This is a genomic window from Janthinobacterium sp. C22 (assembly GCF_057919405.1).
On record NZ_CP193659.1, the window covers coordinates 1,389,623 to 1,402,208 of the forward strand.

General features: G+C 66.7%; 9 protein-coding genes and 2 pseudogenes. 6 read left to right on the plus strand and 5 right to left on the minus strand.

Going from position 1 to position 12,586, the window contains the following annotated elements; all coding sequences use genetic code 11:
* Positions 1 to 59: 59 nt before the first annotated feature.
* On the minus strand, positions 60 to 431 hold the full coding sequence (locus tag ACRHIG_RS06375) for a hypothetical protein (RefSeq protein WP_489629681.1): 372 nt from the start codon (positions 429 to 431) through the stop codon (positions 60 to 62).
* A complete protein-coding gene (locus ACRHIG_RS06380; protein WP_101482913.1) occupies positions 432 to 1,160 on the minus strand; it encodes a P-loop NTPase family protein in 729 nt (242 codons plus the stop codon).
* A gap of 212 nt (positions 1,161 to 1,372) precedes the next feature.
* Between ACRHIG_RS06380 and ACRHIG_RS06385 the strand changes: the two genes are divergently transcribed.
* Entirely contained in the window at positions 1,373 to 3,145 is a 1,773-nt protein-coding gene (locus tag ACRHIG_RS06385; protein WP_489629682.1) for a diguanylate cyclase, read from the plus strand.
* Here ACRHIG_RS06385 and ACRHIG_RS06390 read toward each other — a convergent pair.
* Positions 3,135 to 3,617, minus strand: coding sequence for a CinA family protein (locus ACRHIG_RS06390; RefSeq protein WP_475417024.1), 483 nt, complete (start codon positions 3,615 to 3,617; stop codon positions 3,135 to 3,137). The genes ACRHIG_RS06385 and ACRHIG_RS06390 overlap by 11 nt on opposite strands.
* A gap of 223 nt (positions 3,618 to 3,840) precedes the next feature.
* Here ACRHIG_RS06390 and ACRHIG_RS06395 point away from each other — a divergent pair.
* From ACRHIG_RS06395 to ACRHIG_RS06405, 3 genes and pseudogenes are all read left to right on the plus strand, one after another.
* Positions 3,841 to 4,454: pseudogene (locus ACRHIG_RS06395) on the plus strand (TOL_0243 family YfiR-like periplasmic protein).
* Positions 4,455 to 6,485: a sensor histidine kinase, YfiR-like protein-associated gene (locus ACRHIG_RS06400; protein ID WP_489629683.1), complete on the plus strand. Its 2,031-nt coding sequence runs from the start codon at positions 4,455 to 4,457 to the stop codon at positions 6,483 to 6,485.
* Positions 6,482 to 9,053, plus strand: a pseudogene (locus ACRHIG_RS06405) (EAL domain-containing protein). The gene ACRHIG_RS06400 and the pseudogene ACRHIG_RS06405 overlap by 4 nt, the downstream one beginning before the upstream one ends.
* Here ACRHIG_RS06405 and thiL read toward each other — a convergent pair.
* Positions 9,050 to 10,039 carry a thiamine-phosphate kinase gene (gene thiL, locus ACRHIG_RS06410; protein ID WP_489629684.1) on the minus strand — a complete coding sequence of 330 codons (990 nt, stop codon included), beginning with the start codon at positions 10,037 to 10,039 and terminating at the stop codon, positions 9,050 to 9,052. The pseudogene ACRHIG_RS06405 and the gene thiL sit on opposite strands and share 4 nt — an antisense overlap.
* An 89-nt stretch (positions 10,040 to 10,128) precedes the next feature.
* On the opposite strand from thiL, the gene ACRHIG_RS06415 reads away from it, so the two are divergent.
* Positions 10,129 to 10,722, plus strand: a complete 594-nt coding sequence (locus ACRHIG_RS06415) for a hypothetical protein (protein ID WP_489629685.1) — start codon at positions 10,129 to 10,131, stop codon at positions 10,720 to 10,722.
* Here ACRHIG_RS06415 and ACRHIG_RS06420 read toward each other — a convergent pair.
* Complete coding sequence (locus ACRHIG_RS06420) at positions 10,719 to 11,240, minus strand: MarR family winged helix-turn-helix transcriptional regulator (RefSeq protein WP_489629686.1); 522 nt, start codon at positions 11,238 to 11,240, stop codon at positions 10,719 to 10,721. The two genes, ACRHIG_RS06415 and ACRHIG_RS06420, sit on opposite strands and share 4 nt — an antisense overlap.
* A 122-nt stretch (positions 11,241 to 11,362) precedes the next feature.
* Between ACRHIG_RS06420 and ACRHIG_RS06425 the strand changes: the two genes are divergently transcribed.
* Positions 11,363 to 12,550: an MFS transporter gene (locus tag ACRHIG_RS06425; RefSeq protein ID WP_489629687.1), complete on the plus strand. Its 1,188-nt coding sequence runs from the start codon at positions 11,363 to 11,365 to the stop codon at positions 12,548 to 12,550.
* The last annotated feature ends 36 nt before the right edge of the window (positions 12,551 to 12,586 follow it).

A 12,586-nucleotide genomic window follows, 5' to 3' on the forward strand; every position in this document is an offset into this window, starting at 1 on the left:
TCCAGGCTAGGGTGGGGAAGACGCTGCGGCCCGCTCGTGGCTGGCCCAGCGCGACGGTGCTACAGTTTATACAGCAGGGCCGCGCCGCCCAGCACCAGCAGCGCGCAGGCGAGCGAGACGATGGCCGCCGCACCCAGCAAACGCCATTCGCGCGGCGTAAAGCCGGCCGGCCCGGCCGGCGATGGCGATGGTGCCGGCGCTTGCGGCACGGGCTGGGGCATGGCAGCGCCCGGTTCGGGCGGCACGCCGCCCGTGGCGCGCGCCTGCGCCGCCAGCGCCTGGGTGGCGGCGTCCAGCAGGGCCAGCTGGCGTTCGACGGTGTCCGCCAGCACGGCTTCGTTCAGCGCCACCAGGGCGAATATCGGGTCGTCGACGTCGATCTTGATGCCCGTCTTGTCGAACACGTGGCTGCGCAGTGTGTGCCGGTCCATCTACCACTGCACCTTGTCGAGCTGTTCGAAGATGTCGCGGTAGACGACCTTGATGCGCTGCTTTTCCATGATGTTGAACTTGTCGTTCTGCAGCACTTCCTGCATCGTCAGGCGCGCCGTGTTCATTTTCTTGACGTCGGCGCCGAAGGTGTCGGGGTTGCGCTGGCTCAAGGTGATGCTGCCTTTCACGCGCGCGCGGTTGTCGGCATACGATTGTGACTCGACGAACTGCTTGCCGGACGCCGATTGCAGCAGGCCGAAGTGTTCGTTTTGCCACAGCACCAGCGGCACCTTCGTCGCTTGGGCCGTGGCGACAAAACCCGTGGCCGTGTCGTGCAGGGTGTCGCCGCCGCCGACGATGGTGTGGATGTACACCTTGCGGCCCGATTCTTCCAGAAGAGAGAAACAGTCGTTTTCCAGCAGGTAGCCCATCAGCGGCGAAAACGTGTTCGCGCCATTGTCGACCACGCAGTTGCCGTCCGTATCGAGGATGTCGATCATCAGCGCGTCGAAGCGTTTCGGATCGATGTTGCGCGCATCCGTCATCACGGGCACGTGCTTGACGTTCATCGCCTTGTAGCGGGAGAAGGTGGCGTTTTCCTGGTCGGTGTCATAACAGCGCAAAGGCGTGTCGTCCTTGCCGCCTATCCACTGGGCCAGCAGGGTCGAGACGAGGGTCTTGCCGATGCCGCCCTTGCCCTGCAGGATGAAATGTACCGTGTTTTGCATTGCGACTACTCCAAGTTGTTGCGTCAGTGACAATCAAAGATCCGTGACAGCGGCGCTGGCGCCCGGCCAGGCCACGACTGGCATTTTTACCACAATCCTTTGCAAAGATGCCATGCGCGGGAGCGAATCTGGTTATGATGTTAATCAGGATACCATTGATACAGAGCAAGTTTTGTGTGAAAAATGCACCCCAGAGTGTGAATGAGGACGCAGTGCCGATCTCCAGTCTCGATAAAGCCGACATTGACCGTTTGAATCAGCAAGCCCTGTCTTGCCTGGTCGGCAACCGCCGCCAGGCACGCCGGCTGGCGCAGATGGCGCTGGCGGCGGCGCAACGGCAACAGTATGCGCGCGGCGGCGCGTATGCGGAACTCAATCATTGCTGGCTGTCCTATTATGCGGGCGAAACGGAACCGTCGTGCGAGCGCCTGCGCGACTATTTCAAGCAGACCTGCGACCTGGAAGGGGGCATGGAAGTGGCCGCCCTGCAGGGCGCGTATGCGAGCCGGCGCGGCGACTTCGCCGATGCTGAGCAGCACTTCCTGCAGGCGCGCAGCCAGGCCGCGCAGATCCCCGATTCCCTGCACAAGTTCATGCTGTACGCGCGCCTGGGCGTCGATGCCCTGAACCGTGGCGATACGCAGGACGGTCCGCGCAATTTCCTGCTGGCGCTCGACATCGCCGAGCGTTTCGGCAGCCCCGCGCACCGGGTCAACAGCCTGTCGAACCTGGCGTCGTCGCAGCATGACCTGGGCAACGATGAAGACGCCATTCCCCTGCTGGTCGAGGCGCTCGAGATCATCGGTACGCAAAAGCTCAAATACCAGCAAACCATCGTTTCGGCCAATCTGGCCATGTGTTTATTAGCCACCGGCAAGCCAGCCGAGGCGCTGGCGCTGGTCGAGCCGTTTTACGAGTGGCCGGAGGAAGACCTGGCCGTGCGCGCCTTCCTGTTCTGCATTGCCGCCCACGCCGCCATCCTGCTGCGCCAGCCCGGGAGCGCCTTGCAATTGCTGCTGCGGGCGGAAGACTATGCGCGCCGCGGCCAGGACCTGGAAGAGCAGATGCATGCGTGGCTGGTGCGCGGCAAGCTGGACCTGCACGCGGGCCAGACGGCGCAGGCGCTGGCCTCGCTGACGCAGGCGCACAGCCTGCTGAGCTGGACGCGCAATCCGTTTCACCAGCAGCAGATCCTGCGCGGCTTGTCCGACATCAATGCCCAGCTGGGCGAATGGCAGGCCGCGTACGGTTTCCTGCAGCAATACCAGGCCGCGTACGAGGCCAGCAGCAAGTCGGCGCGCGCCTCGCGCAGTCTGATGCGCAACCTGGAAAAGGAAATGCACAGCTTGAAAGCCGAGCGCGACAAGGCGCTGGAGCTGCAGGCGGCGCGCGAATCGGAAAACGTCAAGCTCGAGCACCTGAACCGCGAACTGGCGCACCAGATCCTGCACGTCAATTCGCTGCAGGACAGCCTGAAGGAGCAGGCCATGCGCGACCACCTGACGGGCCTGTACAACCGCCGCCATTTTGAAACCTGCCTCAATGCCATCCTGCACGCGGCCGATGCGGATGCGCCCGTGGCCATCGCCATCATCGACCTGGATTTCTTCAAGCGCGTCAACGACACGTACGGGCATAACTTTGGCGATGAGGTGCTGATCCAGTTCGCGCGCCTGGTGGAGAGCCAGCTGCGCGGCAGCGACATGGTGTGCCGCTATGGCGGCGAGGAATTCTGCCTGCTGTTGCGCGAGGCCGACAGCGTCATCGCCGCGCACAAGATCGACGATATCGCCGCGCGCTACCGCCAGCTGCTGATCCAGCAGGCGCCGCACAGCCTGTCCGGCTGCACCTTTTCCGCCGGTATCGCCGAATATCCGCGCCACGGCGCCGGCCGCCACGAATTGCTGATGCGCGCCGACAGCGCCCTGTACGCGGCCAAGCAGGCGGGACGCGACCGCGCCTGCGTCGCCGACGCTACTGGATAAAACGCAGCAGTTCGCGCAGGGCGTGCGCCACGGCCTGCTCGCGCACGGCCTGGCGGTCGCCGGCGAACACCCGCCGCTGCGTCTGCACGCGCCCGTCCATGGCCCAGCCGAAGCAGACGGTGCCGACGGGCTTGCCCGGCACGCCGCCCGTGGGGCCGGCGATGCCCGTGGTCGAGACGGCCACCTGGGCTTCGCTGTGGGCCAGCGTTCCTTGCGCCATGGCGGCGGCCACTTCCTCGCTGACGGCGCCGTGGGCGGCGATCAGTTCGGCGGGCACGCCCAGCATGCCGGTCTTGGCCCCGTTGGAATAGGTGACGAAGCCCCGTTCGAACCAGGCGCTCGAGCCTGAGATATCGGTGACGGCCTGTGCCACGCCGCCGCCCGTGCACGATTCGGCCGTGGCCAGCAGCAGGCCCTTCGCCTGCAGGGCCAGGCCGACGGCGGTGGAGAGGGGGACGAGTGCGTTGCTCATGGTTGACTCCTGCATGCGGTGAAAATGGTGGCAAGACTGTAGCATGGCCCACGGTAAAAGAAACTTTCCCCGGTCACAGCGAAAATGCGTACACTCTTTTATACATTTGCTACCACTTCGGGCCGGCAGGCGCTCTGTCGCTGCGCCGCCCTGGTGCACATCGCTCGAACAGGCAAGCGGCATGGTGCCGCGCCTTCGTATGCATTATCTTTACTCGGTTGTCATGGCAATTCTGAACTGGACCTGGTGGCGTCATCCTGGCCCCCTGCGCCGCCCCGTGCGCGGCGGCCATCGCTCCCTTCGCTGGGGCTGGCTATTGCTGCTCCTGGGCGCGCTGTGCACCGAGGCGCAGGCGCAGGTGCCGGGCGACCTCGAGCGCCAGGTCAAGGCCGCGTATCTGTACAAGTTTGCCGGCTATGTCGAGTGGCCGGACGGCAGCTTTGCCCGGGCCGACTCTCCGCTGGTGATCGGCGTGGCGGGCGCCGACGCGCTGGCCGAGCAGCTCGAACTGAGCGTGGCCGGGCATAGCGTCAACGGCCGCGCCGTGCAGGTGAAAAAGTGCGCCGCGGCGAAGCGCTGGCCGGGCTGCACGTGCTGTACCTGGGCGCGCTGGATAAAACGGCGCTGCAGGAGATGCTGGCCGCCAGCCGTGGCCTGGCGTTGCTGACGGTGTCCGATTCGGATGAGGTCTACGCGATGGGCAGCATGATCAATTTTGTGATGGCCGAGGACAAGGTGCGCTTCGACGTGGCCCTGAAACCCGTGGCGCAGGCGCATATCCGCATCAGCGCGCGCATGCTGCTGGCCGCCTATCGCGTGCAGACGGGAGGCGCCTAGATGATACGACTGCGCTCCATCCGCCACAAACTGATGTCGGTGGTCTTGCTGACCACCCTGGTGGCGCTCGTCATTTCGCTGGCCACCATCGTCGCCTACGACTTGCGCGCCTACCACCGCAACCTGGTGGCCGACATCAGTACCCAGGCCGAACTGCTGGGGCATATGAGCTCGGCCGCGCTGGCCTTCGACGACGAACGCCTGGCGCTGGAAAACCTCAGCCTGATGCGCATCCGCCCGCGCGTGACGGCCGGCGCCCTGTACAAGGCCGACGGCAGCCTGTTCGCCAGCTACCGCGCGAACGAGCACGTGGGCGAGCTGCCGGCGAAGGTGGGCAAGGAAGGCGAAACCATCCAGGGCAGTTCGGTGGAGCTGTTCAAGCCCATCGTCGACAATGGCGAACTGCTGGGCACGGTGTATCTGCGCGCCGACTACGAGCTGGCCGGCCGCACGGCCGATTACCTGGCCATCGCGCTGGGCGTGACGGTGCTGGCGCTGCTGGTGGCCTTGCTGCTGCTGCGCCGCCTCGATTTCGTCATCACGCAGCCCATCCTCGATATCGCCGACGTGGCGCGCGAAGTGATCGAGACGGGCGACTACTCGCGCCGCGCGCGCAAGCTCAGCGTCGACGAAGTGGCGCAGCTGGTCGATTCCTTCAACAAGATGCTGGCCGAGATCGAGCTGCGCACGCAGGCGCTGGAACGCTCGAACGGCGAGCTGGCGCGCGAGGGCGAGCAGCGCACCCAGGCGCAGCAGGAAGTCATGCGCCTGAATCAGGAACTGGAAGTGCGCGTGCACGAGCGCACGATGCAGCTGGAAATGACGAATGGCGAACTGGCCATGGCGATGGAAGAGGCGCGCAGCGCCAACTACGCCAAGTCGGCCTTCCTGTCGTCGATGAGCCATGAATTGCGCACGCCGCTGAACGCCATCCTGGGCTTCGCGCAAATCCTCAGTTCCGACCGCCTGCCGTCGACCCTCGAGCAAAAGAAGGAGTTCGCCGGGCATATCCTGAAATCGGGACGCCATCTGCTGACCTTGATCAATGAAATCCTCGACCTGGCGAAGGTGGAATCGGGGACGGTCAGCCTGTCGCTCGAACCGGTGGGCCTGGACGCCATCTTGCAGGAATGCCGCGACATGATCGCGCCGCTGGCCAGCCAGCGCGGCATCGGCATGACCTTCCCCGACGCCTGCCCCCTGAACGTGCTGGCCGACCGCACGCGCCTCAAGCAGATTCTGTTGAACCTGCTGTCGAATGCGCTCAAGTACAACCGCGAGCAGGGGCGGGTGACCATCGATTGCGCGCCGCAGGCGGGCGGACGGGTGCGCATCAGCGTGCGCGACACGGGCATAGGCCTCGACGGCGAACAGGTGGCGCTGCTGTTCCAGCCCTTCAACCGGCTGGGGCAGGAGGGCGGCACGGAAGAAGGCAGCGGCATCGGCCTGGTGGTCACCAAGCGCCTGGTGGAGCTGATGGATGGCAGCATCGGCGTGACCAGCGCGCCCGGCGAGGGCAGCACGTTCTGGATCGAGCTGCGCGTGGTCGACGCCTTGCCCGCACCCGACCTGCTGGCCTTGCCGCGGCCCGACCTGGCCGGGGCGCTGCTCGAGCACAGCGCCCCCGTGACCCTGCTGTACGTGGAAGACAATCCCGCCAACCTGACCCTGGTCGAGGAAATCGTCCGCTACTGCCCGCAATTGCAGCTGCTGACGGCCACGGATGGCCGCCTGGGCGTGGAAATGGCGCGCACCCACCTGCCGCAGCTGATCCTGATGGACATCAACCTGCCGCACGTGAACGGCACGGACGCGCTGAAGCTGCTGCGCGCCGACCCGCGCACGGCGCACATTCCCGTCATCGCCCTGACGGCCAACGCCATGCCGGGCGACGTCGAGCGCAGCATGGCGCTGGGCTTTTACCGCTATCTGACCAAGCCGATCAACCTCGATGAATTTACCGAGGCGATCAACAGCACCCTGGCCTATGTGGCGCAGCAGCGCCGGCAGAAGGGAACAGGCGCGCCATGATCAGCCAGGCCGATATCTATGCGGCGAAAATTCTCATCGTCGACGACCAGGACGTCAATTTGCGCCTGCTCGAGCATTTGCTGCAAAGCGGCGGCTACACGGCCATCAGCAGCACCCTCGACGCGCGCGCCGTGGCCGGCCTGCACCAGCGCCACCAGTTCGACCTGATCATCCTCGACCTGGTCATGCCCGGCATGAGCGGCTACGAGGTGATGGATGCCTTGCGTCCGCTGGAGCGGGAAGGCTATCTGCCCGTGCTGGTGATCGCCGCCGACCCGGACGCCAAGCTGGCCGCGCTGGAAGCGGGCGCGCGCGACTTCATCAGCAAGCCGTTCGACGCGCTCGAGGTGCTCACGCGCATCCGCAACATGCTCGAAGTGCGGCTGCTGCACCGCGCCGCGCGCCACTACAACACCTTGCTCGAACGCACGGTGGGCCAGCGCACGGCCGAGCTGCAGCGCTTTCGCGGCGCCATGGACGCCACCACCGACGCCATCTTCCTCGTCGACGTGCTGGGCATGACCCTGGTCGACGTCAACGACGGCGCGTGCCGCCTGCTCGGCTATGCCCGCGCCGAACTGCTGGCGCTGTCGCCCGGCACCCTGCTGCCATCGCCGCCGGCCCCGCCCCTGGCCGCGCTGCCGGGCGGCCCGGCCCACCTGGCCACGGAAGTGACGGAATGCGAACTGGTGCGGCGCGACCTGAGCCTGGTGCCCGTGGAACTGGGCTGGCACTGGTATGCGCAGGCGCCCGTGGCGGGCGGGGGCGCGGGCGGCCTGCTGCTGATCGCCGTGGCGCGCGACATCAGCGAACGGCGCCAGGCGCAGGAGCGCCTGAAGCACCTGGCCCATTACGACGGTTTGACGGGCCTGCCGAACCGCAGCCTGTTTTACCAGACGCTGGCCCAGGCCGTCGAGCTGGCGCAGGAAAAAGCTGGCGCATCGTGGTGCTGTTCATCGCGCTGGACCGCTTCAAAAGCATCAACGACACCCTGGGCGCGGCGCTGGGCGACGAACTGCTGCGCCAGTTCAGCAACCGCCTGGTCGAATGCGTGCGCCTGCGCGACACGGTGGGGCGCCTGGGCAACGACGAATTCGCGCTCATATTGACCATGAGCCGCAACCAGCAGGAAGCCGTGGCCGTGGCCAACCAGGTGCGCGAAGTCCTGCGCGCGCCGTTCGACCTGCGCGGCCACGCGGCCACCCTGACGGCCAGCATCGGCATCGCCATGTATCCGGACGACGCCACCGACCCGGAAACGCTGATCAAATACGCGAATACGGCCATGGGCGGCGCCAAGCAGGCGGGCCGCGACGGCTACCGCTTTTTCACGGCCGGCATGAACGTGCAGGTGCTGGCGCGCCTGGACCTGGAACTGGCGCTGCGCCATGCGCTCGAACACGAGCAGTTCATTTTGTATTACCAGCCGAAGGTGGACTTGCGCACGGGCCGCATCAGCGGCGTGGAAGCGCTGCTGCGCTGGCGCCGCCCCGGCTACGGCCTGGTGGCGCCGGCCGAATTCGTGCCCGTGCTGGAAGACACGGGCCTGATCGTGCGCGTGGGCGCCTGGGTGATCCAGGCCGCCTGCCGCCAGATCGCCGAATGGCGCGACAGCGAAGCGGGGCCCGTGCACGTGGCCGTGAACGTGTCGAGCCGCCAGTTTGCCGAAGGCGACCTGGAAGGCGAAGTGACGCGCGCGCTGGCGCAGCACAAGGTGGCGCCCGAGCTGCTGGAACTGGAACTGACGGAAACGGCGCTGATGTCGAACGCCGAGCGCACCATCGTCGTGCTGGGCAAACTGAAAAAATCGGCGTGAAGGTGGCCATCGACGATTTCGGCACCGGTTACTCGAGCCTGGCGTATCTGCAGCGCTTCCCCATCGACAAGCTGAAAATCGACATCGCCTTCGTGCGCAACATCACCAGCAACCCGAACGACGCGGCCATCGCGCTGGCCATCGTCAGCATGGCGCACAGCCTGAAACTGAGCGTGGTGGCCGAGGGCGTGGAATCGCGCCCGCAGCTGGAATACCTGCGGCGCAACCGCTGCGACGAGATCCAGGGTTTCTATTTCAGCCGCGCCCTGCCGGCGCTGGAACTGGGACAGATGATCGCCGCGGGCGCCGGCCTGCCGCCCGGCCACGACCCGGCCGCCCAGCCGGCGCAAACCCTGCTCATCGTCGACGACGACGTCAACGTGCTGTCGTCGCTGCACCGCCTGTTCCGCCCCGAGGGCTACCAGATTCTCACGGCCAGCACGCCGGCCGAAGGGTTTGAGATGCTGGCCCTGCACCGGGTCCACGTGATCGTCTGCGACCAGCGCATGCCCAGCATGAGCGGCACCGAGTTCCTCAGCAAGGTCAAGGAGCTGTATCCGGAAACCATCCGCATCATCCTGTCCGGCTACACGGGCCTGGAAGCCGTGCTCGACTCGATCAACCGGGGCGCCATCTACCGTTTCTATACGAAGCCGTGGGATGACACCCAGCTGCGCGACAACATCCGCCTGGCCTTCCAGCATTACTGGATGGTGAACCAGCCGGGGCTGGCGCGGGCGGCGGTGCGCTAGCCGATTGAATCGCTGAAGTGGTCGAACGAGCTCAGTTGTAAATCCAGCGGCTGTCCCTGCGCATCGACCAGCCGCAAGCCTGCTTGCGCCTCGATGCGGCCCACGCGCGTGGCGGGCGTGCCGCAGCTGATCGCCAGTGCGGCGATGGCGTCGCGCGAGGCAGCGGGCGCCGTGAAGCACAGTTCATAGTCGTCGCCGCCGGCTGCCGTGTAGCGGCGGCGCAGGGGCGTCGCTTGCCGCGCCAGCACGGGGCCGGCCGGCAGGGCGTCGACGTCCAGGGTGGCGCCCACGCCCGACGCTTTCAAGATGTGACCGAGGTCGCCGACAAGGCCGTCCGAGATGTCGATGGCCGCATGCGCGAGGCCCGCTTCGGCCAGGGCGCAGCCGAGCGCCACGCGCGGCGTCGGCGTGTGCAGACGCGCGCCTGCAGTGGCCAGGTCGGCTGGCGATAATTCCTGTTCCATGCGGTAGCCGGCCAGCGCCAGGCGCGCGTCGCCGACAGTCCCGCTGACCCAGATGTCGTCGCCCGCCACGGCCGCGCCGCGGCGCAGGGCCTGGCCCGGCGCCAGTTCGCCGAACACGGTGATGCAGATATTCAGCGGACCCTTGGTGGTGTCGCCGCCGATCAGTTCACAATCAAAGGCGTCGGCCAGCGCGAACAGGCCATCGGCAAAGCCGGCCAGCCAGGCGCGCTCCGCCTGCGGCAGGGCCAGGGCCAACGTGAATGCCACGGGGCGCGCGCCCATGGCGGCCAGGTCGGACAGGTTCACGGCCAGGCTTTTGTGACCCAGCATGCGGGCGTCGGCGCCGGCAAAGAAGTGCCGGTCCTCGACCAGCATGTCCGACGAGATGGCGATCTGCTTGCCGGCGCCGGGCGTCATCAGCGCGCAATCGTCGCCGATGCCCAGGGTGGCGCGGCCGGGGCGCTGGCGCACGAAATAGTGTTTGATCAGGTCGAATTCGGAAAGCGCGTCGTGTGGGGCCATGGCGTGGTCAGTTCGTTGAATGATGGTGTGGCCCGGCTATTATAGGCTGGCCTACAATACAGGCCTTTGCCACTGCTGATCATGCCCCTATGCCCCTCCACGATATCCACGCCGTGATGCAATCCTATCTTGACGATGGCTGGCTGCGCGAGCCGCAGGCCGTCGGCCTTGCCAGTTTCACGGCGTCGGAACTGTTGGCGCGCGGTTTTTATGAACTATGCGATGGCGGCCAGCTGTGCCTGTATGAGGATGAACGCTGGTTCCGCCGCGCCAGCCGGGCCGTGCAAGCATCGTTCAAGGTGTATCTGCAAGGCGGCCGCTTGCACGCGAATGGACTGGAACTCGGTTATCAGCTGCGCCTGGCCAGCGTGCTGCGCGCGGCGCGGCGGCCCTTGCCGCCGTATCGCCTGCTGCTGGAGGCGGGGGCGCGCAGCGGCGCGCTGCTGTTCGACAGCGGCCTGGTGCTGCAGTTCGCGGCCAACCTGCACGGTGCGCCCCGCCATTATTTCCTGACCCTTGTCGAGGGGCAGTTGCCCGACCCCGGCGCAGGCGAGCTCGACCTGCGCGCCGCCAGCGAGGGCCACGTCCAGGCCCTGTATGGCCACTGTGCGCCGGAAGAATTGCAGCGCCAGGCACGGCGCGGCCATGCGGCCCTGCGCGAGCTGGCGCGCGTGCTCGCTTAAACCTTCTTCGCCTGTGCCATGCCCTGCAGCAGCTTGGCCAGCAACTGGTCGAGCTGGCGCTGCTCGTCCGCGCTCAGTGCCGACAGCATCGCGCGCTCGTTTTCCACGTGCAGCAGCACCAGCTTTTCGATCAAGGCGAGCCCTTGAGGCGTGAGGGCCACCAGCACGCCGCGCCGGTCCGTCGGGTGCTTCTGTCGTTCGATCAGGCCGGCCGCTTCCAGCCGGTCGATGCGGTTGGTCATGCCGCCCGAGGACAGCATGGCCGCCTCGTACAGGGCCGTCGGCGTCAGGCTGTAGGGCGCGCCCGAGCGGCGCAACGTCGCCAGCACGTCGAATTCGCCCGGCTGCAAGCCGTGTTCGGCAAACAGGGGATTGAGCCAGTCGCGCGCCATCAGCTGCGCCACCGTGCCCAACTGGCCCACCAGCTGCATGGCGCGCGTATCCATCTGCGGCAGTTCGCGCTGCCATTGTGCGGCGGCAAATTGCGCGCGCGTGTGTTCTTGCGGGGTATCCGTCATGGTGTATGTATTTATCTCGACATCAAGATAGATTTCTATCTTTATGCTAAGATACTTTTCATCAAGTGATTATGTCACGCATTAAACCATGTGCCTCCCTGCGAGGCAAGGACTACTCTGCCATGCCTGTTGAACGCCCCGTATCTTCTCCGCTGCCCTCGTCCGCCCTGCTGGTGGCCGCCATCATCCTGCTGGGCCTGAACCTGCGCCCCATCCTGGCCGCGATCGGCCCCTTGCTCGACAGCATCCAGGCCAGCACGGGCCTCGGCAATGCCGACGCGGGCTTGCTGACCACCGTGCCCGTGTTCGCCATGGGCCTGTGCGCGCTGGCGGGCGCGCAGCTGCAGCGCCGCCTGGGCGTGGCGCGCGGCATCGGCATCGGCATCGCCATCATCGCCGCCGCCTGCGCCTTGCGCTGGCCCCTGCACGGCAGCGGCGGGCTGATCGTCACGGCGGCCTTGGGCGGCCTGGGCATCGCGCTGGTGCAGGCCTTGCTGCCGGCATTCATCAAGCGCCATTTCCCCGAGCGGGCGGGCCAGCTGATGGGCTTTTATACGACGGGCATCATGGGCGGCGCGGCCATTGCGGCCGCGTCCGCCTCGCCGCTGGCGCAGTCGCTGGGCTGGCAGGCGCTGCTGGCCCTGTGGGCGCTGCCCGCCGTGGCCGCCGCGCTGCTGTGGCGCCGCGCCGCCGCCGCGCGCGTGGACGGGGCCAGCGGCGCGGATGCCAGCCTGCCCGTGGGCAATGGCCGCGCCTGGCTGCTGATGGTGTTTTTCGGCATCGGCACGGGCGCCTATACGCTGGTGCTGGCCTGGCTGCCGCCGTTTTACACGGAGCTGGGCTGGAGCGCGGCCGACAGCGGCTTGCTGCTCGGTGGCCTGACCCTGGTGGAAGTGCTGGCGGGACTGGTCATTTCCAGCATCATCCACCGCTTTGCCGACCGCCGCATCCTGCTGCTGTCCGTCCTGCTGGCCGTGCTGGCCGGCCTGGCGTGCCTGATCGTGGCGCCCGCGCAACTGGCCATTCCCGCCGTGATATTGCTCGGCTGCGGCATTGGCGCGCTGTTTCCCCTGTCGCTGATCGTCAGCATGGACCATGTGACGAACCCTTCTGGCGCCGGCGCCTTGCTCGGTTTCGTGCAGGGCGGCGGCTACATCATCGCCAGCAGCATGCCCTTCATCGCCGGGCTGATCCGCCAGCATTCGTCCAGCCTGGCCCAGGCGTGGATGGTGATGGCGGGCGGCGTGGTGCTGTTGCTGCTGATTGCCACGCGCTTCGCGCCGGGGGCGCGGCTGGCCGGTGCGCGCTAGCGTGCGCATGGCGTATCGGCCAGCTGATATATTTCG